The organism is Janthinobacterium glycogeni (genome assembly GCF_051380725.1).
GTDB lineage: Bacteria > Pseudomonadota > Gammaproteobacteria > Burkholderiales > Burkholderiaceae_D > Janthinobacterium.
The window spans coordinates 40529-60522 of sequence record NZ_JBNYXP010000009.1 but is presented as its reverse complement, the minus strand read 5'-3'; the positions used below and the strand labels follow the sequence as shown (position 1 = coordinate 60522).

Below are 19994 nucleotides of genomic sequence, written 5' to 3'. Positions count from 1 at the left end.
GTCCATGCCTCCATGACGTAGCTGGGCGGCGGAAGGGATAATGTTTTTTGAAAAATATTTTCAAATATTTTCAAATAAGCCTGCCAAAGGGAAACCTGGAATCAGCGGAAATCAACTGAGCAGCACGATGCCGCCCGGCAAACTGGTCATTTGCGCGCCGTACAGGTCGCGTATCATCGCCAGCGCGCCATCGGTTTGCCCGATGGAAAAACGCATGCGCACGAGGCGGCGCCCCAGCTCGGCATTGCGCAGCACCACCCGGCCCGGCCGGTAGCGATTGATTTCATCGACGACTTCGGCAAGCGGCTTGCCGGCAAACGACAACGCCCCCGTGCGCCACGCGCTGGCCTCCTCCGCTGGTGCGACCGTGGCGGCCTGCGCGCCCCCATCGTCGTACACCAGTTGCTGTCCTGCATCAAGGGTCTGGCGCCGCTGTTGCCAGACCACCTCGACGGCGCCCGCCAGGCAAGTCACGCACACGGCGTCGCCCGTGTGGCGCACATTGAAGCGGGCCGACTGCGCCAATAAACGCCCCGCGCCCGCCACCACCGACACGGGCTGGCGCGCGCCGCTGGCGAGGATTTCCGCTTCGCCGCCCAGCAGTTCGATCGCTTCCGGCGCCCGCACATTGATGCGCGTCTGCGTGTTCATCTGCACCGTCATCTGCTGCGACAGGGCCAGTTGCCGCTGCTCGCCCGTGCCCGTGCGGTAGTCGGCGCTGAGTTCCTGCAGCGACGGCCAGGCGCCCAGCGGCGGGCGCAGGGCCAGCACGGCCACGCCGGCCGCCAGCGCGCCGCCGAGAAAGGCGCGCCGCCCCGGGCGCAGCGGAAACGCCAGCACGTTTTCCCGCTGCGGCGCGGCGGCAGCGCGGGTCAAGGCGGGATCGAGCGCCTGCCACACTTGCCGGAGTTCGCGCCAGGCGCGCGCATGGCCGGGGCTGAGGGCGCACCAGGCGCGCAAGGCGTCGGCATCGGCCTGCGTGAAATCGTCGGCACGCAGGCGCGCCCACCAGGCAGCGGCCTCCCGGCCGATGGCGGTGTCGTCATGTTCAACAAGGTCGCGTGGATTGCGGTCGGAAGCGGTCATGGGATTCATCAATATTTACGGCGGCCCGCCACATCGCTGCGCTGGGCCGCATCGGCGTCGGCCATGCACGTTTTACAGTGTTGCATGGCGGCCTGCAATTCTTTCTTGACCATGGCCACGGAAATGCCGAAGCGCTCGGCGATCTCCGCATTGAGCATGCCGTCGATGCGCGCCGCCGTCAGGATGGCGCGGCGGCGCGGCGACAGGCCCGCCAAGGCCGCGTCGAGCGCCTGCACGTCGAGCCGCGCCGAGACGATGCGCGCCGGGTCGCTGATGTCGTCGCCCGTTTCGTCGGCCATGTGCATCAGCTCCTCGCGTTCGCGCTCGGTGACGATGATGCGGTCGCGGCGGTAGGCATCGGTGGCGATATTGGCGGCCATGCGCAGCAGGTAGGCGTCGGGATTGTGGACGGGCGCGGCGGCCGGGCCTGGCGCCACCATCGCTTCGAGGCGCAGCCAGGTTTCCTGCAGCGCATCGGCCGCATGGTGCTTGCAGCCGACCACCCTTTCGAGTCGCCAGCGCAGCACGGCGTAGCGCGAACTGAGGTGGCCTTTGAGCCGGGTGCGCAGGTCGGGCAGGCTCATGGCGCCGCGCTTCTTTGCGCGCCAGCGGCGCAATCGACTTCGCTGCCCGGCCCTTGCGGCAGCAGCAGGATGGAAACGGGCTGCGGCATCGACGGCAGCGGCGCCGCGCCCACGCGCATACCCAGCACCACGCGCGCAATGGCCGTGTCGCGCGCGCGCAAGCCCGTGCTGTCGAGCAGATGCACGCGGTCCACGACGCCGGCGCGGTTCAGATACAGCTGCAGCGCCAGGCGGTAGCCGCCGGGGCGCGTCTGCGCGGCGCGGCACAGCAATCCCAGCAGCACGTGCTGCAACCGGCCCACATAGGCCGCATGGCCGCCGCCGCCCTGCGTGGCGCCCGGGATATCGGCGGCGGCCAGAATGGCGGCTGGCGGCAGGTCCGCTGCGGCTGGCGCTGAAGCCGCGGCAGGGGCATACACGATGACGGCTTGCGCGTCGGACAGGCGCGATTGCAGCCCCGTACCCTCCAGCAAGACTTGCAGGGCCGCGGCGGCCGCATAGGGGCCGCGCACGGCGGCCGACCGGCGCTGCGCGTAACGCTGGTCGATCAGCACGGCGATGCCCGTGCGGCGGCTGTAGATATCCAGCGCGTCGCCGAGGTTTTGCGCGGCGATATCGAACTGCAAGACGGCGCCGTCGGCAGGCTGCGCCCGCACGGGCCCCACCGCGGCCAGAAAACCCAGCAGTACCAGGTATCCGGCCAGCGCAAGCACATGGACGGATGCCGGGCTGCCTGTCATATCGCTATCGTCTCGCTATCGTGTGAGGAGTAAAGCGGACGCCTGGGGTGTTTACAATTAACAATCCTTGCGTCAACTGCAACAGACTACACAGCAAACATGACGGCTTCGTGACATGCTTGTCACCAATAAATTTGGCTATGTCACCGTCAGATGTGGGAATGCACCCAGCGTTGCTTTCAATAACGTTTCGGGTGAGCGGATACGTCTGGCGTCGAGTATCCAGCGCCAGCCCAGGTAATTTGGCAGGTAGCGCGTGGCGACGCCGTGAAACGGACGCAGCCATTGCCGCAGGCGGCTGTGATACGCATTGACGTTCTGCACGTGCGCGGCGCCCTGCACGCGGATGCCGGCGCGCAAGTTGACGGCCTGATGACTGAGGCCCGCTTCCCGCGCAAACGCCCGGTAGGCCGCATGGCCATCCGTGACCAGCAGGATATCCTGGTCGATGACAGGCAATAAACAGCGGTGCAGCTGCGCCTTCGTCAACGCGCCTCTGCCTGTGACGAAATCGAGGGTCTGGCCCGTGCGGTCGCGCGCCACCAGGATGCAGACTTGCTCGTTGGATATGCCGCGCCGTTGCGCATGGCCGCCCCGGCGGCGGGCCGGACGCGTCATCTGTCTGGAGCCCTTTTCCGATTCCAGCACATATAACTCGTCGGCCTCGGCGATGCCATGCAGGCCGTGCGGCCGGTCCGTTTTTGCCAACGATAAAAACCGGTGGCGCCAACGAAACGTGGTGTTGCGGTGCACGCCCAATTGGCTGGCCGCCTGGCGCACGGAATCCGATGCAAGCAAGCAATCGGCGTAGTCGAGCCACAGCGATTTATGGCGCAGGCGAGCCAGCGGCGTGCCGGTGAGCGCATTGAAGGTGCGCCCGCAAGGCACGCAGCGGTAGCGCTGCAGGCCGTGCGCATGACCATGCCGGTGCAGGTGAGCCGAACGGCAGGCGGGACAGGTCAAGCGCGGCTGTGCCACGCTTTCCAGCAACGCGACGGTCGCGTCGTGTGGCGTGTTGCCACGCAGCAGGGCCATGCCTGTCTGCCGCTGGCGCCGGTTCAACTGCGCAAACTGCGCGATAAAGCGGATCCATTCGGCTGGCTGCATGATCTGCTCCCTGTGTGGTGGGTATGCAGAGTCAGACAGCACCGCCATGGGAAGATTCCGGCATGTCCCCTACTTGCCGATGACAGAGCCATAAATTTCGCCATGCGGTACGTCGGTCGCGGCAATGATTTCGGCTACACTGGCTGCTACTTTCCCTTTCAGACGCCTGATGATCGAAAAGAATCTGCCCGAGCTGGTCATGCTGAAGCGCCTCATCGACGAGGGCGGCAGTCACCTGGAAGTGGCCGCGCCCTGCAGCATCGCCATCGATGGACGCGCATTTCCCGTGTATTCGATCGCCATGGGCAATCCCGGCCCCGACGTGCCCGTGCTGGGCTTTTTCGGCGGCATCCACGGCCTCGAACGCATCGGCACGCAAGTACTGTTGTCCTTTCTGGAAAGCCTGGTCGCGCGCCTGCGCTGGGACGCCACGCTGCACCAGCAGCTGGAAACCATGCGCCTCGTGTTCATGCCGCTGGTCAATCCGGGCGGCATGTGGCAAGCCACGCGCTGCAATCCGCGCGGCGTGGACCTGATGCGCAATGCGCCATTGAGTGCGCGCGAAAAAGTGCCGTTCATGCTCGGCGGCCAGCGCTACAGCCCCCGCCTGCCCTGGTACCGCGGCGCGCCAGACGCGCCGATGGAGCTGGAAAGCGCCGCCGTGTGCGACTTCGTCGAACGCGAACTGCTGTCGCGCCAGTTCAGCATCGCCCTCGACTGCCATTCCGGTTTCGGCTTGCGCGACCGTATCTGGTTTCCGCACGCCCATACCAAGGTGCCGATCGAACACCTGGCCGAGATCGGCGCGCTGGAAGAACTGTTCAGCCAGAGCTACCCCAACCACAACTATGTGTTCGAGCCGCAAAGCCGGCAATACCGCACGCATGGCGACCTGTGGGATTATCTGTATTTGAACGGCACCAGCTACACGGGCCGCGTGTTCCTGCCGCTGACCCTGGAAATGGGCTCGTGGTTGTGGGTCAAGAAAAATCCGCGCCAGCTGTTCAACCGGGTCAGCATCTTCAACCCCACGGCCGCGCACCGCCTGCAGCGCGTGCTGCGCCGGCATCTGGTGTGGTTCGATTTCCTCATGCGCGCCGCCAGCAGCCACGGCCGCTGGATGCCGGAAGGCTTGCTGCGCAAGGCGCAGCGCCGGCGCGCTCTGGTGCAATGGTACGAATCATGACGGCGCCCACCTGGCTTTTATTGCGCGGCCTGATGCGCGAGCAGCGCCACTGGGGGGAGTTTCCCGCCACCCTGGCGCGCGCCCTGCCCGGCGCCCGCATCGTCACGCCCGACTTGCCCGGCAACGGCACGCGGCACGACGAGGACAGCGCCACCCGCGTGGCCGCCATGGTGGAAAGCTGCCGCGCAGACTTGCTGGCGCGCGGCATCCCCGCGCCGTACCACTTGCTGGCCCTGTCGCTGGGCGGCATGGTGGCCGTCGAATGGGCAAGCCGCTATCCGCAGGAAATCGCACGCTGCGTGCTCGTCAACACGAGCATGCGGCCATACAGCCCGTTTTACCTTCGCCTGCGCTGGCAAAACTACGGCGCCCTGCTGCGCCAGTTGCTGGTCGGCGATGCACGCAGCCAGGAAGCGCTGATATTGCGCCTGACGAGCCGCAGACACGCACATAGCAATCCGGTGCTGCTGGCCGATTGGCTCCGTTACCAGCAGCAATATCCGGTCAGCCGGTGCAATGCGCTGCGCCAGCTGCTGGCGGCCGCCCGCTACCGCGCCCCCGCCAGCCGTCCGGCCATGCCCGTGCTGGTAATGGCTGGCGCGCGCGATCAATTGGTCGACCACCGCTGCTCGCAGCGCCTGGCGCGTGCCTGGCAGGCCGACTGCTTGATCCACGGCGACGCCGGCCACGACTTGCCGCTCGATGAGGGGGACTGGGTGGCGGACACGCTGGTGCAATGGCTGGGGCGGATGGCCCCGCAGCCAGGCAACACCCCGCCCGCCACTGACAAAAACTGACCGCTGCTCCTTGCATGACTCATGCATCAGAAAAGTCCTTACAAGGAGAAATTCATCATGGCTTTTTTCACGCAGGCGGGCCATGATGTCGCTCGGCACAGGGCCGGCGCTTGGCTAAGCCAACGATGGCGGCCAGGTCAGAATGCCTTGCCTACGAGCAGCCAGGCATGCGTCGACGACTGCCCGGACAACAGCGCAGGCACCGCGCCCACGCGGGTTGCCACGGAAGCGCTCGCGCGCCACAGGTCGGGCCCGACCCAGCTCAGACCGACGCCGGCGCCGGACAAGGTCGCACTGTTCACCGTCACGGTCCAAGGCTGGCGGTTGACCTTGATATAAGCATTGTCGATAAACACCTGCGCCTGCCATGATCCTGACAACAGCCGTCCCAACTCATGACGTATTTCCACACTGGCGGCATAGCCGGTGTCGCCTGAAAGCGCACCGATGTCATAAGCACGGACAGTGTAAGGGCCGCCAATAGCCATCTTCTCGGCGGAATCGAGATTGCGGTCCGCCCATTGCCCGGCAAAACTGAGATACAGCGAGTCGCGCGGCGTCAGTCCCTGCAAGCGGGCGAGATTGACATTCCACTTCGAGAATGTACCGCTCGACCGCGCGGTAGCGGCATCCGATGCGGCGGCGCCGGCATCGTCAAAACTGGTACGTCCGCTGGTCCAACTCAGCGATCCTGTGCTCATGCCGCCTGCCAGCAGGCTGTCGCGATAATCACCGTTGAGACTGGCTATCCAGTTACCGAGATGCCGGTCATTGCGGATGCCGGTGAGATCGACGCGATCATGCAGCGTCTTGGCTTCATATTGCAGTTGGGCATAGAGGTTATATTGCATGGTACGAATCAACGGATGCCTTACCCACAGGCTGCCGACTGCCGCCGTGCCATTCGCATCAAGGGCGCGGGCAGTGTTGCCGAGCTTGTAACGCAGTGCAGAATATGCGGTGCCGATCCGGGTCCCCTGACCGTTGAGCAGCGTGTCGTATGCCGCCCGCAGATAATTCATGCCTTCGCCGGTGGTGGTCATGTTGGCGCTCAGTGTGTCACCGGCATGGAATGGATTGACAATATTGACATTGCCGCTCAGGCGCGTGCGGCCGATATAGCGGTTACCGTAGTTATCCAGCGACAAGTTAGCCAGCGTCGCCGGAATGTGGCGCGTCTCGATATCGATGTCGGACGTACCGGTGGCCGCTCCCGGTTTGAGCACCGCATTCACGCCCACGCCTGGCACGTCCGACAGCAGCAGCAAAGCATGGTTGAGTTCGTCATCGACAATTAATTTTCCTGTAGCGAGCGGCTTCAGAAAGGCCTGGAGTAAATCGTCGCTCACCTCGCTTTGATTCCTGAGCCGGACGTTGTCATAGTGCGCCTCGACGACCTGGATAATAACGACGCCGTCGGTAATCGACTGCACCGGAATGATGGCGCGTGTAATTGGAAATCCATGCGCTTGATAGTATGCGGTAATGCGCCCGGCGAGCTCTTCGAGTTGCGCCAGCGTCAGATCTTTACCTTCCTGATCGGCGATCAATGCATGCAGCGTTGCTGTAGCGAACGCAGTATTGCCTGTGATACGCAATTTGCTCACGTGGAACGGCTGCGATGGCGGCATGCCGGCATCGATTTTCGGCTTCACCTCAAGGATCGGCGCCATCGGTTGCGCCGCCTTGGGAATTGGTGGTTGCAATTGTTGCAGAATCGATCCGGCGTCGGGAGGCACTTGCTGACCCGCAGCTTGGGCCTCCAGCGACGCAAGCAACAACGCGGCGAACAAGGGTTTCATCAGGAAAGGCTGTTTGGATAGGGTATGCATATATTCTTCACTCTTTGCTGCTGGTCGCAACGAGCGGCAATTGCATGCCGCCATTTTGAATTTTCAGTATCGGCGCGGGCGTGCCAAATCCTGTTGCCGTATTGATCAACGGCAGGCCCATCGTTTCTTTCGAGCTCTCATTGCTGTTGCCGCTGCCGGAGTCAGTCAACCGCTGCACCACCAAGGTCGTGGACAGGCTCAATAATTGCGGCTGCGCCAAGGCTTGCGGCGGCAGCAAGGCCGACTGTACTTGCGTCACCGCGCTCTGAACTTGCTGCGTCGGTGTGCCGGGCACAACGACAGGCTCTCCCGTGATGCTGGCAATTGCCTGCGCTTGTCCGGTAACGACGTAGTTGCCGATATCGGCACCGCCATAAATGCTGCTCAGATTGACCGTCTTGCCAACGCCAGCGGCAGCGTCGGAAAACTGGCCGGTCGACGCCAGCGTGATGTCATCCGAACCAAACTTGCCTGCCAGTGTCGCATTGGCGGTGCTGACGGTGGCGGCAGTGCTGCCGTCGAACGCTTTATCGGCTGCAGTGATGCCACTGACCGTCAGCGCTGCACGGGCAATGGTCGCCGTCAGGCCGCTCGGTTGATTGATGACGTAGTTGCCGGCGTCTGCGCCCGACAGCGTGTAGCCGCTCACGCTGACCGCCTTGTTGGCACCGGCGTTCTTGTCCGCAAAGCTGCCCACGCCCGCACCCGTTACCGACACGCTGTCGCCGCCCAGTGCCGCCACGGCCGCCGTGCCGCTCAGGGTCGCGCCGGTGGTGGCGTCATAGGTTTTATCGACGGCGGCGATACCCGATACGGCCAGGCTGGCCTTGTTGATGGTCGCCGTCAGGCCGCTCGGTTGATTGATGACGTAGTTGCCGGCGTCTGCGCCCGACAGCGTGTAGCCGCTCACGCTGACCGCCTTGTTCACGCCGGCGTTCTTGTCCGCAAAGCTGCCCGTGCCGCTGCCTGCCAGCGTGACCGTGTCGCCGCCGACCAGGCCCGAGTACGCCACGCTGGCGGTGTTGAGCGTGGCCGTGGTGGTGGCGTCGTAGGTTTTATCGGCCGCGCTGATGCCGGTCAGCGTAATCCCTTTGGCAGTGACCGTATAGCTGCTGCCAGTGGTGCTGAGCGCATTGTAGTTGCTCGACAATCCTCCATTACTGCTGCTGCCCAGGCTCAGGCCCGTGGCGCTGGCGAGCGCCGCACCGCTTTGCACATTCTTGCTGCTCAAATTCGAGGCGTCGCCGGCGCCCGTGACGCTGAACTGCTGCCCGGCCACGCCGGTCGCCGTCAAGGTGCTGCCCGCCACCGACGTGGCGCCGTCGTAGGTTTTGCTGCCGGACACGATGACATCGGCCTTGTTGATGGTGGCGGTCACGCTGGCCGGCTGCACCAGGTTGTAGTTGCCCGCGTCATGTCCGCCCAGCACATAGCCAGTGACGGTCACGGCCTTGCCAACGCCGGCATTGGCGTCGGCAAAGTTGCCGGTGCCGCTACCGGCCACCGTGACGCTGTCGCTGCCCAGCGCGCTCACGGCGGCCGTGCCGCTCAGGGTCGCGCCGGTGGTGGCGTCATAGGTTTTATCGACGGCGGCGATACCCGACACGGCCAGGCTGGCCTTGCCGATGGTCGCTGTCAGGCCGCTCGGTTGCGTTACCACATAGTTGCCGGCGTCGGCGCCCGACAGCGTGTAGCCGCTCACGCTGACCACCTTGTTCACGCCGGCGTTCTTGTCCGCAAAGCTGCCCGTGCCGCTGCCTGCCAGCGTGACCGTGTCGCCGCCGACCAGGCCCGAGTACGCCACGCTGGCGGTGTTGAGCGTGGCCGTGGTGGTGGCGTCGTAGGTTTTATCGGCCGCGCTGATGCCGGTCAGCGTAATCCCTTTGGCAGTGACCGTATAGCTGCTGCCAGTGGTGCTGAGCGCATTGTAGTTGCTCGACAATCCTCCATTACTGCTGCTGCCCAGGCTCAGGCCCGTGGCGCTGGCGAGCGCCGCACCGCTTTGCACATTCTTGCTGCTCAAATTCGAGGCGTCGCCGGCGCCCGTGACGCTGAACTGCTGCCCGGCCACGCCGGTCGCCGTCAAGGTGCTGCCCGCCACCGACGTGGCGCCGTCGTAGGTTTTGCTGCCGGACACGATGACATCGGCCTTGTTGATGGTGGCGCTCACCGCGTTCGGCTGCACCAGGTTGTAGTTGCCGGCGTCAGCGCCAGTGAGCGTATAGCCGGTCACGCTGACCGCCTTGTTGCTGTCGGCATTGGCGTCGGCAAAGCTGCCGGTGCCGGTGCCCGCCACCGACACGATGTCGTTGCCCAGTGCGGTCACGCTGGCCGCGCCGCTCAGGGTCGCGCCGGTGGTGGCGTCATAGGTCTTGTTGGCGGCGCTAATGCCCGACACCGCCAGGCTGGCCTTGCCGATGGTCGCCGTCAGGCCGCTCGGTTGCGTTACCACATAGTTGCCGGCGTCGGCGCCCGACAGCGTGTAGCCGCTCACGCTGACCACCTTGTTCACGCCGGCGTTCTTGTCCGCAAAGCTGCCCGTGCCGCTGCCTGCCAGCGTGACCGTGTCGCCGCCGACCAGGCCCGAGTACGCCACGCTGGCGGTGTTGAGCGCGGCCGTGGTAGTGGCGTCGTAGATTTTATCGACCGCGCTGATGCCGGTCAGCGTGATGGCTTTGGCGGACACGGTGTAACTGCTGCCGGCCACGCCAATCGCGTTGTAGTTGCTGGCCAGGCCGCCGTTGCTGCTGCTACCCAGGCTCAGGCCCGTGGCGCTGGCGAGCGCCGCACCGTTTTGCACATTCTTGCTGCTCAGGTTCGAGGCGTCGCCGGCGCCGGTGACGCTGAAGGTCTGTCCGGCCACGCCGGTCGCCGTCAAGGTGCTGCCCGCCACCGACGTGGCGCCGTCGTAGGTTTTGCTGCCGGACACGATGACATCGGCCTTGTTGATGGTGGCGCTCACCGCGTTCGGCTGCACCAGGTTGTAGTTGCCGGCGTCAGCGCCAGTGAGCGTATAGCCCGTCACGCTGACCGCCTTGTTGCTGCCGGCATTGGCGTCGGCAAAGCTGCCGGTGCCGGTGCCCGCCACCGACACGATGTCGCTGCCCAGTGCGGTCACGCTGGCCGCGCCGCTCAGGGTCGCGCCGGTGGTGGCATCATACGTTTTATTGGCGGCCGCAATGCCCGACACCGCCAGATTGGCCTTGCTGATGCTGGCCGTCAGGCCGGTCGGTTGCGTCACCACGTAATTGCCGGCATCTAGCCCCGACAGCGTGTAGCCGCTCACCGTGACGGCCTTGTTGACACCTGCGTTCTTATCCGCAAAGCTGCCGGTGCCGATGCCGGCCAGCGACACCGTGTCGCCGTTGATCAGGCCCGAGTAGCCGACGCTGGCGGCGTTGAGCGCGGCCGTGGTAGTGGCGTCGTAGATTTTATCGACCGCGCTGATGCCGGTCAGCGTAATCTCTTTGGCAGTGACCGTATAGCTGCTGCCAGTAGCGCTGAGCGCATTGTAGTTGCTGGCCAGGCCGCCGTTGCTGCTGCTGCCCAGGCTCAGGCCCGTGGCGCTGGCGAGCGCCGCACCGCTTTGCACATTCTTGCTGCTCAAATTCGAGGCGTTACCGGCCCCGGTGACGGTGAAAGTCTGGCCGGCCACACCGGTCGCCGTCAAGGTACTGCCCGCCACCGATGTCGTGCCATCGTAGGTTTTGGTTCCCGCCAAGGTCAGATCAGCCTTGTTGATGGTGGCGGTCAGCCCGCTCGGCTGGGTAACCACGTAGTTGCCGGCATCGGTGCCGCTCAGCGTAAAACCGGTGACGGTAACGGCCTTGCCAACGCTGGCATTGGCGTTCACAAAGCTGCCGACACCGGTACCGGCGACCGTGACGCTGTCGCCGTTGACGATACCGGCGGCGACACTGGCGCTGCCGGACAGCGTGGCCGAAGTGGTGCCATCATAGGTTTTGCTGTTGGCCGTCAGGCCGGTAAGGTTGACGGTTTTGGCCGTGATCGTGGCGGTCTTGCTGTCGAGACCGCTGATGAAGTATTTGTTGTTGTTGTAGCTGATGACGGTGGTGCCATCGCTGGTGGTGCTGGTGGCGGCGCCGCTGCCGCTCGCAGTCACGCCGGTGATGGTGACGGTTTTGTTGGCGCCGACATTCTTGTCAGCAAAGGTGCCCTGCGCACTGGCGGTATTGAGCGTCAATCCGGACGGCAGGGCCACTGCGGAATTCAACCCTGACACCGACGTCGTCGTGGAACCGTCGTAAATCTTCGAGGCAGCCGTGCCGCTCACATTGATGGCCATATAGGCCGTCAGCTGACTGAGGTCAGATTGCATGTAGGCGGTAAAGTCGGTCGGCGAGTTATAGCTGGTCGGATTGTAAAAGATGGAAAGGGTGCTTCCACTATTGACCAACAGGACATAATTTTGACCCGGATCGTCAAAATTGACCGTGCCTGTGCCCTTGGCAGTATTGTCTGCCCTCAGCACAACGTTGCCGGCGCCGTAAGCCAAGATGTTTCCGCCAATCGTCCCGCCGGCGGTATCGCCTTTATACTTCACGTTATTGGTTACTTTGAAATCAATGTTGCGATAGGCACTGAGCGTGAGCGTGTTGTTACCGAAGTCCCAATTAACGCCTGGATTGTTGGACACATCATAATCCGTCGCGGAACCAATGGGATCGAGCACGATGATATCGCCATTGCCGGGCGCTCCCGTACACGGCGGCGTGCCCGTGCAACTGGCCGAAGATCCGGTGGTTTTGATGGTCACGTTGCCATGATTGAGCGCAGCCGACAAAACCCGCGTATCGACATTGATCGGGTAGGAAACGCTATTCAAACCGCTATTAAAGATACTGTTATTGCCGATCGTAATATCATCGGGGTCCAGCAGCCAGTCGCCTGCCACGCCATGGGGAGCCGCTGTATTGACAGCGGCGCTGACGTTGATGTTCAAGTTCTTGCCGGAAGTTTCCACCTGGCCGCCGTTGCCGGCAGTGCTGCCCCCGCGTGCCGTGATGCTGCCGTCGAACTGCGTGGCGCCATCCGACCAGACCGCAACACTTCCGCCATCACCTGCGGTCATGGCGTCGGCCTTGATCGAGGCGCCCGCTGCGACTGTCGTGGTGTGCGCGTTTTGCTCGGCGCCGGCGCCGAGGAAATTTCCTCCAATGAGTGCGGTGCCGCCGCCGGCGTCGCCTGAAACATCGGTCAGACTGCCTGCCGCCAGTGTGACGGCGCCGCCCAGCACCTTCACGGCGCCGCCCGTTTCGCCGTGTCCGAGGCCGGATGCATCGAGGGTGCCGCTATTGCCAGCGGCGCCAGCGCTGCCGGCCTCCAGCACAATCACCCCGTTGACATTCTGCACGCTGCGCGCCTGAATAATACCCGTGTTGTTGACCACGCTGGCCAGCACAGTATCCCTGGCGCCGGCCGACAGCCAGACCGCGCCGCCGTCGGCATTGATCAGACCGCCATTTTCAGCCAGGTTGTTCAACGTGCCCTGGTTCACTTGCAGCTGAACCAGGCTATCGCCGGAAAACGACAGCGTGACGTCGCTGCCCGCGCCCAGCGCCACCGTCCCCGCCCTGGCGTTGATCGTCCCCGAATTACTGACCTGCTTGCCGATGAAGGCAACATAACCGCCGTTGCCGGTATTGATGGCGCCCTGGTTGATGATGCTGCCGCTGCCCGCGCCGCGGAAATTGCGCGTAGCACTATTCAGGCTGGCATCGCCGATATCGAGCGTCGACGCCACCAGGCCGCCGACGTTGACTTGCGATCCGGCGCCAAACAGCACGCCGTTCGGATTGATCAGGTAGACCTGGCCGTTGGCGTTGAGTGCGCCGTAGAACTGGGTGGCGCTATTGCCGCCGATGCGGTTGACGGCAATGGCGCTGGCCGAGGGCTGGACAAAATTGACGGTTTCGCCACTGCTGGTGTTGAACGACTGCCAGTTCAACGACAGGTTCTGGCTCGCTTGCGTCACCGTGGTGGTGGCGCCGTTCTGGTTGATGGTGCCGTTGCCGGCCGTAACCTGGCCGCCGGTCGGCCCCGCCATGGCCGCGTGTGAGGCCGCCAGCAATACGCTGGCGACGAGGCGGCGATTGGCCGACTTACCCTTGCCCCTGGCGCGTTCATGGACGGCCACCCAGGTCTGGTGGACATGACTCCAGACGAGTCGGTAAATGCGGTTCATGGAAGCATGCATGGTGGTTTTCCTTGGTGATCGGCACGCTGCGCCAGCAATGGCGCCGCCTGTGTCTATGCTAGTTGACTGTCAATTTGCCGAGATGCTCGGCCACGCGGCGGTCGAGCTCGGGTTTCCACTGCGGTGGCATCACTTGCTGCAGCAGTTGTTCAATACCGTCAATTTCAGCGATGTCGGACGGGTTGCTGGCGGTGGCTTTGGCCGCGCGGCTCCACATGTAAATCTTTGCCAGGCTGTCCGGCGTGAGCGCGCCGGTGGCAGGGTCCGGCGCGCTGTTGCCATACAAGATGGCCACCGGCAAATAAGCGGGCGCATACCCCTCGGAGGCCGCGTGCTCGAGCCAGAACAAGGCCAGCGCCGGGTTGGCGGCGCCGCCCTCGCCCTGTCCCAGCATCACACCGAGGCGGTATTGGGCCACCACCATACGGTGTTCCGCCGCCTGCTGATACCAGGAGCGCGCAGCCGCCAAATCTTGCCGCACATCAGGATCGTTCCTGTAGTAATCGCCCAGGCGCAACATGGCCGGCGCCGAACCGGCCTGCGCCGCTTGCGCGCACAGGGCCAGGCCGCGCGCGACATCCTTCTCGACGAGCTGGCCGCGAATATACAGTTCGCCAGCGGAGCAGTTCGCGTACGCGATGCCTGATTGCACGGCCTTCTGATACCAGGCCAGCGCAGCCTTGCCGTCGGCCGCACGCCCGGTGCCGCTTGCCAGGCAATCGCCGAAAAACTGTTGCGCCGCCGGGATATTGCCTTGTGCCGCCTTGCCGAACCAGGCACAGGCTGCGACAGCATCACGTGGGCGTCCCCAGCCCTCGCGTTCGATCAGTCCAAGGTTAAATTGCGCCAAAGGATTGCCCGCGGCAACACGCGCATACTCCTTGTACGCCAGACCATAATCGTGCGCTGCCAGGGCCTGGTTAGCGCGCTTTAACTCGGCAGAAAGGTCGCGCGGAGCGGCGCCCGCGTTCAGTGTGACCGCAAACAGCGCGGCAGTGATCATTGCATCAACATTACGCAAAGCAGCATCCCAGCTAAAGTCGTTATTGGTGGCCTGCTCAGCCACTGCAGCATCTCCAGTGACGGACGCAGACGCTGCCCCGGCAGGCAATGAGGCGCTGCTGGTGCGCCTCATTGCCGACCAGCACAGCATCAGCATTACTTAGTTAGTCTTAGTCGCGGCTCGGATACAGGCCATTTTGCGCCGCGATGTAATACGTCAATGCGATATACGGCGGCCTGATATCAATCGGCGCCCCCGTCCCGATGACATTCGTGTTGCCGCTGACGGTCGCCGTGCCGCCCACGGTTCCTGCCATGACTGCGCCGCCCGCCACGGTAGCGGTTGAGGAACTGGCAGGGACCGTTACCGACACCGTGCCGCCGCTGATGGCGCCGGCATTGAGCGTGGCATCGGGCGTCGCGCTGGAATAGACGTTGACGAGAGGGCTGGTGCTCTTGCCGAGATAGTTACCCGATGGCGAAGTGGCACCGCCCGAACCACCGACCACGTTCAGTTTCAGGTCCGACACCGTGCCGGTGGCGACGCTGCTGGCGATATTGACCGTGGCGCTCAGCGTAGGCAATGCCGTGGAAACGGTCACCGCACCCAGGGCAACCGGCAGCGCGTTCAAGGTGAACAAATGCGCCGGCAACTGGGGTGTCGTCAGGGTGATGGCATTTTTCCCGCCTGTAGCGCCCGTGTTGTAATTGACGCCGTCGGCACCGACCACGAACTTGCCGCGCAGGTCGGGCACCTTGAAGGTCGTACTATTGGATTGACCATAAGTGATACCGATCAGGGAGTACAGCGCCGTATTGTTATTAATCGATAAATCCTGCCCGGCGGCGAGAATATACTGGCGATTAAAAGAACCGAACGTGAACGGCACGGCCATGATGCAAATACTCGCCAGCACCGGCGTATCGGAGCAGGCGAAACTGGCAGGACTCCAGGCCGCCGCAAGCACACCAGCGAACAGCGCGACGTTAGAAACACGATTTCTGACGAGTGATTTCAACTTGCTCTCCTTGTTATGATAGATGGCCTGGGTGATTATGATTTATTTAATAACTTTCTATCCGCGCGGTATTTGAGAAACCAGTAAATTAACTGTTGCCAATAATAATTTAGAATACGTGGCCGTGCCTATATTTATTTCATTATTCGTTACATTAAAGCATCATATCCGAAAGGTATGCCTGCATGAACTTGAAGAAGCGCTGCGTCTCGGAGCATTACCATGGTGCTCAATTAATCACCGCGCCGGTCGACCGCCCGGGCCGATAAACACACCTGGCGAGACGCAAGTCTTGGCGCCCCGGAGCCTTGTTAACCGACAACGGTTCAGCCTCTTGGTGCAGGTCATTCAAGGCTGCTTGCAGTCAGATAGCAGAGCAGCACCGCTTTACACGGCCATATCGGCGGCGGACCAATGACAAGGCCGAACGCGTCATCCAGTCAGTTTTGCGTGAATGGGCTTGCGGCTTCATTTATAACAACTCGCTGGAATGTGCCCACATGTTCAAGGAATAAAATCATCATGACAACTGGCACCGGCCGCATCAGCGCATTGCTGGCAAAGCCCTGATGTCACGGTTCAGATCCAGTCCGAATAAGCTCTTGCAACTTCACACCTAAGTAATCCTCAGGAAATGATTGTGAATATATAAAGAACAGAACCGGATGCCATGCAAGGCGCCCGTTGCGATGCAGAGCGCCGGTTATGAAAAACAGAAATCACAATAATTTATTGGGGGTTACTTATTTATCTGCGCCAGCAAATGCTGAAAAGCGGGCACGTCGAATCCGACTCTCCACACGAGCACCGTGTCGGCTTGCCCGGCGGGCAGCGTTTTCAAGCTGGCCGGCGCATCGGACAGCGCCAGCACGCTGGCCGGCAGCACGGTTACGCAGGCGCCGGCCGCCACGCAGGCGATCATGGTGTGATACGAACTCAGCTCCTGTACCCGCCACTGCGTGCTGCCGGCCACCCCCAGCAAGTCCTCCGCGATGCCGCGGTAGGTGCAGCCCTGCGGAAAGGCCGCCAGCGAGCGCGTGCGCACGTCGATGGCGTGGCGCGCCCGCCCTTCGCTGGCCGGCAGCAGCAGACACAGCTCCTCGCGCCACACGGCCGTCGATGCCAGGCCCAGCTCCGCCAGGGCGGCGGCGCCGCCAAAGGCCGGCGGCAAGGCGACGAAAGCGCAGTCGAGCAAACCCGTGCGCACTTGCTCGATCAGGGGGCGCGACGGCCCCGTGCTCAGCGCCAGGCGCGTGTCCGGATAGCGGGCGTGATACGCGGCCAGCAGCGCCGGCAGGCGGCTGGTCGCCGTGCTTTCCATACTGCCGATGCGCAAGGTGCCGCCCGCGCGCCCGCCCGTGACGACGTGCCTGGCCTCTTCCGCCAGCGCCAGCAAACGCTGCGCATACTCGAGAAAGCGCTCGCCCGCCGCCGTCAGGGCCATGCGTTTATTGGTGCGCACGAACAGTGCGGCGCCGATGTCGGCTTCCAGCTGCTGGATGCGCGTGGTGACGCTGGACGGCGCGCGGCCCAGCCGGGCCGCGGCCTGGGTGACGCTCAGTTCACTGGCCACGGCACAAAAAATCGTCAAGGACTCCAACTCCATCATGTTCTTTCTTTTTGAATGATTGTGCTATTATATTCTCAAAAAAAGAATCATATACATCAATCTCAACTTCATGAAGGAATCATCATGACGTCAATCCAGCGCTTCCTCGACCGCCTCGGCCTGCGGTTCCCCATCATCCAGGCGCCGATGGCGGGCGTCTCCACGCCGCGCATGGCCGCCGCCGTCTCGAACGCTGGCGGCCTCGGCTCGCTGGCGATCGGCTCAGGCACCGTGGCGCAGGCGCGCCAGATGATCGAGGAAACCCGCGCGCTGACGGACCGCCCCTTCAACGTGAATGTGTTCTGCCATGCGCCGGCGGTACGCGATGCGCGGCGCGAAGCGGCCTGGCTGGCCCATCTGGCGCCCCTGTTCGCGGAACTGGGCGCGGCCGTGCCTACGGAACTCGACGAGATCTACCAAACCTTTCTCGGCAACGAGGCAGCGTTCGCCCTGCTGCTGGAACTGCGTCCCGCCGTCGTCAGCTTTCATTTCGGCTTGCCGACGCGGCAGCAGATCGCCGCCCTGCGCCAGGCCGGCATCTATACTCTGGCCACGGCCACCAATCTGCACGAGGCGGCGCTGATCGAGGCGGCGGGCGTCGACGCCATCGTGGCGCAAGGCGTGGAAGCGGGCGGACATCGCGGCGTTTTCGACCCGCAAGCGCCGGACGAGCGCCTCAGCACCGGCGTCCTGCTGCGCCTGCTGGCCGGCCGCACCGCCCTGCCCCTGATCGCCGCTGGCGGCATCATGGATGGACAAGGCATCCGCGCCGCGCTGGACCTGGGCGCCGCGGCCGCCCAGCTGGGCACGGCGTTCGTGCTCTGCCCGGAATCGGCGGCCAGCGCGCGCTACCGCGCCGCGCTGCAAAGCGAACGGGCGGCGAGCACGCGATTGACGGCGACCTTCTCCGGCCGGCTGGCGCGCGGCATCGTCAACCGCTTCATCGAATACGCCGAAGCGCCGGGCAGCCCGCCGCCGGCCGACTATCCCGTCGCCTACGATGCCGCCAAACGATTGAACGCGCTGGCCAGCCAGCACGGCAACAGCGCATTCGGCGCGCACTGGGCCGGCCAGGGGGCGCCGCTGGCGCGGGAAATGGGGGCGGAGGAACTGGTGCTGGCACTGGCAAGGGAAATGGCGGCCTGACGCCAGGATGCTTCTGGCAATACGGAGGCGCATCCCGGTCAGTCAAACCACGGCGGCACTGAACGACTCGGGCCGCCGCGCAAGCAGATGAGACAGTCGTTGAAGACCGGCCTGCAGGCGTCCACGGTCCTTGATGCAGCCCAAAGAGATCCGAATGGCGTTCACGGATGCGCTGCCCGTTGCGAATGCCTCCGCCGGCGTGACGGCGATGCCGTAGCTGGCGGCTGCAAGCGCAAGCTGCGAGGAATGCCAATACGCGGGCAACTCGAGCCATACATGCAGACCGTCGCCCAAGCCGCTGTAGCGTCCCGCCAGAACATCGCGCGCCATCCGGTGGCGCAGGCGCGCCTCCTTGCGTACGCCTTCCATCAATCTGTCAGCCGAGCCGTCGAGTATCCACTGCGTGGCCAGGGCGGCCGTCAGAGGAGCGACCATCAGCGCAAATGATCTTAGCGCGACCAGAAAACGCTCGCGCTCCGCCGGGTCGCGTATCAGCACGAAGGCGACACGCAAGCCGGGCGTCAGGCATTTCGACAGCGTGGAGATGTAAAGCACCTGTGCCGGGGCAAACGCGGCAACGGGCGGCGGCGGCGCATCGGCAAGAAGCCAGTAGGGATCGTCCTCGACGATGCGTACATTGCAGCGCTGCGCAATGCCGGCGAGCTCCTTGCGCCGGCGTTCCGGCATGGTGATGGCGGTCGGGTTCTGCAATGTCGGATTGAGGTAGACCAGCCCGGGCTTGTGCTGGCGGCACGCTTCCTCAAGCAGATCAGGCAGCATCCCGTGCTTGTCCGCGCCCACCGCGATGACGTGCCGGCCGAACTGGGCCGCTGCGGCACGCAAGCCCGGATAACTCGTCGGCTCGGCCAGGATCACATCGCCAGGCTCCGTCAGGGCAAGGATCAATGCGGCGATCGCCGCTTGCGCACCGGGACAGACAACCACCTGCCCTGCATCCAGAGGGCCGAACATCGGTTCCAGCCACCTGGCTCCGGCCTTGCGGTCGGAGTCGCTTCCCCCGCCCAGGTGATAGGTCATCAGTAACTCATTATCCGCGCGCATCAGCACTTGAGACAAACCTTGTCGCAACATGTCGTCGAAGTCCACGCCATCCGGCGGTGGCGGCGTATTCATGCTCAGGTCGAGGATAGCGGTCAATTCGACCTTCGGCGCCGCGACATACGTGCCGCGAGCGCCGCGCCCCTCCAGCAAGTTGCGGCGTCTGGCTTCGTCGTAGGCGCGCGTGATCGTCGTCAGGTCGACGCCCAGCTGTGCCGCCAACTGGCGCTGCGTCGGCAGACGGTCGCCGGCTGTCAGCGAGCCGTCTGCCACCGCCACCTGCAAGGCATCCGCAATTTGCAAAAAACGTGGCCCCTTGTTCCCGGCCAATCGCGGCAACCAGCTCGTCAAATTTTCATCTTGTATGGTTTTTAACTGGGACATTTTGTCTCAATGTATGGAGATTGTTTTAAGGTAGTATGCCTCATAACGTGCAGCAACACCATCCTTGCATGGCCGTCGCTGGCGTTTTCTCCTCACTCATCCGCATGCGGCACATCACTGCGCGCGATACCGTCGTTATTTCAGAGCTAGCTATAATGAAAGAGTCAAACAGGATGCGTGGGGGGGATAGTTGAAAAAAGTGGGAACAGAAGCTGCTGAAACAGCA

General features: G+C 63.7%; 13 protein-coding genes. 3 read left to right on the top strand and 10 right to left on the bottom strand.

Annotated elements, in window-relative coordinates; all coding sequences use genetic code 11:
- Positions 1 to 111 precede the first annotated feature (111 nt).
- From ACQ4W4_RS20410 to ACQ4W4_RS20395, 4 genes are all read right to left on the bottom strand, one after another.
- Positions 112 to 1086: a FecR family protein gene (locus tag ACQ4W4_RS20410; protein ID WP_436543501.1), complete on the bottom strand. Its 975-nt coding sequence runs from the start codon at positions 1084 to 1086 to the stop codon at positions 112 to 114.
- A gap of 8 nt (positions 1087 to 1094) precedes the next feature.
- A complete protein-coding gene (locus ACQ4W4_RS20405; protein ID WP_436543500.1) occupies positions 1095 to 1670 on the bottom strand; it encodes an RNA polymerase sigma factor in 576 nt (191 codons plus the stop codon).
- Entirely contained in the window at positions 1667 to 2410 is a 744-nt protein-coding gene (locus ACQ4W4_RS20400) for a hypothetical protein (protein ID WP_436543499.1), read from the bottom strand. The genes ACQ4W4_RS20405 and ACQ4W4_RS20400 overlap by 4 nt, the downstream gene beginning before the upstream one ends.
- A gap of 138 nt (positions 2411 to 2548) precedes the next feature.
- Positions 2549 to 3517, bottom strand: a complete 969-nt coding sequence (locus ACQ4W4_RS20395; protein ID WP_436543498.1) for an IS1595 family transposase — start codon at positions 3515 to 3517, stop codon at positions 2549 to 2551.
- 169 nt (positions 3518 to 3686) lie between these two features.
- Between ACQ4W4_RS20395 and ACQ4W4_RS20390 the strand changes: the two genes are divergently transcribed.
- Entirely contained in the window at positions 3687 to 4703 is a 1017-nt protein-coding gene (locus ACQ4W4_RS20390; protein ID WP_436543497.1) for a M14 family zinc carboxypeptidase, read from the top strand.
- Complete coding sequence (locus tag ACQ4W4_RS20385; protein WP_436543496.1) at positions 4700 to 5500, top strand: alpha/beta fold hydrolase; 801 nt, start codon at positions 4700 to 4702, stop codon at positions 5498 to 5500. Before ACQ4W4_RS20390 ends, ACQ4W4_RS20385 begins: the two co-directional genes overlap by 4 nt.
- A 137-nt stretch (positions 5501 to 5637) precedes the next feature.
- Here ACQ4W4_RS20385 and ACQ4W4_RS20380 read toward each other — a convergent pair whose 3' ends face one another.
- The 5 genes from ACQ4W4_RS20380 to ACQ4W4_RS20360 form a co-directional block, all read right to left on the bottom strand.
- On the bottom strand, positions 5638 to 7332 hold the full coding sequence (locus tag ACQ4W4_RS20380; protein WP_436543495.1) for a ShlB/FhaC/HecB family hemolysin secretion/activation protein: 1695 nt from the start codon (positions 7330 to 7332) through the stop codon (positions 5638 to 5640).
- Positions 7333 to 7339: 7 nt separating this feature from the next.
- Complete coding sequence (locus ACQ4W4_RS20375; protein ID WP_436543494.1) at positions 7340 to 13549, bottom strand: YDG domain-containing protein; 6210 nt, start codon at positions 13547 to 13549, stop codon at positions 7340 to 7342.
- Between the two features lie 58 nt (positions 13550 to 13607).
- A complete protein-coding gene (locus tag ACQ4W4_RS20370; RefSeq protein WP_436543493.1) occupies positions 13608 to 14615 on the bottom strand; it encodes a tetratricopeptide repeat protein in 1008 nt (335 codons plus the stop codon).
- A 106-nt stretch (positions 14616 to 14721) separates the two neighbouring features.
- A complete protein-coding gene (locus ACQ4W4_RS20365; protein ID WP_436543492.1) occupies positions 14722 to 15570 on the bottom strand; it encodes a phage tail protein in 849 nt (282 codons plus the stop codon).
- Between the two features lie 739 nt (positions 15571 to 16309).
- Positions 16310 to 17176, bottom strand: coding sequence for a LysR substrate-binding domain-containing protein (locus ACQ4W4_RS20360; RefSeq protein ID WP_436543638.1), 867 nt, complete (start codon positions 17174 to 17176; stop codon positions 16310 to 16312).
- Positions 17177 to 17263: 87 nt separating this feature from the next.
- On the opposite strand from ACQ4W4_RS20360, the gene ACQ4W4_RS20355 reads away from it, so the two are divergent.
- Positions 17264 to 18325 carry an NAD(P)H-dependent flavin oxidoreductase gene (locus ACQ4W4_RS20355; protein WP_436543491.1) on the top strand — a complete coding sequence of 354 codons (1062 nt, stop codon included), beginning with the start codon at positions 17264 to 17266 and terminating at the stop codon, positions 18323 to 18325.
- A 42-nt stretch (positions 18326 to 18367) separates the two neighbouring features.
- Here the strand turns inward: ACQ4W4_RS20355 and ACQ4W4_RS20350 are convergent, their stop codons facing one another.
- A complete protein-coding gene (locus ACQ4W4_RS20350; protein ID WP_436543490.1) occupies positions 18368 to 19768 on the bottom strand; it encodes an aminotransferase-like domain-containing protein in 1401 nt (466 codons plus the stop codon).
- Between the last annotated feature and the right edge of the window lie 226 nt (positions 19769 to 19994).

Coding starts and splice junctions, on each gene's coding strand:
- ACQ4W4_RS20410 (WP_436543501.1), bottom strand. CDS start 1,086: ATGACCGCTTCCGACCGCAATCCACGCGACCTTGTTGAACATGACGAC.
- ACQ4W4_RS20405 (WP_436543500.1), bottom strand. CDS start 1,670: ATGAGCCTGCCCGACCTGCGCACCCGGCTCAAAGGCCACCTCAGTTCG.
- ACQ4W4_RS20400 (WP_436543499.1), bottom strand. CDS start 2,410: ATGACAGGCAGCCCGGCATCCGTCCATGTGCTTGCGCTGGCCGGATAC.
- ACQ4W4_RS20395 (WP_436543498.1), bottom strand. CDS start 3,517: ATGCAGCCAGCCGAATGGATCCGCTTTATCGCGCAGTTTGCGCAGTTG.
- ACQ4W4_RS20390 (WP_436543497.1), top strand. CDS start 3,687: ATGATCGAAAAGAATCTGCCCGAGCTGGTCATGCTGAAGCGCCTCATC.
- ACQ4W4_RS20385 (WP_436543496.1), top strand. CDS start 4,700: ATGACGGCGCCCACCTGGCTTTTATTGCGCGGCCTGATGCGCGAGCAG.
- ACQ4W4_RS20380 (WP_436543495.1), bottom strand. CDS start 7,332: ATGCATACCCTATCCAAACAGCCTTTCCTGATGAAACCCTTGTTCGCC.
- ACQ4W4_RS20375 (WP_436543494.1), bottom strand. CDS start 13,549: ATGCATGCTTCCATGAACCGCATTTACCGACTCGTCTGGAGTCATGTC.
- ACQ4W4_RS20360 (WP_436543638.1), bottom strand. CDS start 17,176: ATGGAGTTGGAGTCCTTGACGATTTTTTGTGCCGTGGCCAGTGAACTG.
- ACQ4W4_RS20355 (WP_436543491.1), top strand. CDS start 17,264: ATGACGTCAATCCAGCGCTTCCTCGACCGCCTCGGCCTGCGGTTCCCC.
- ACQ4W4_RS20350 (WP_436543490.1), bottom strand. CDS start 19,768: ATGTCCCAGTTAAAAACCATACAAGATGAAAATTTGACGAGCTGGTTG.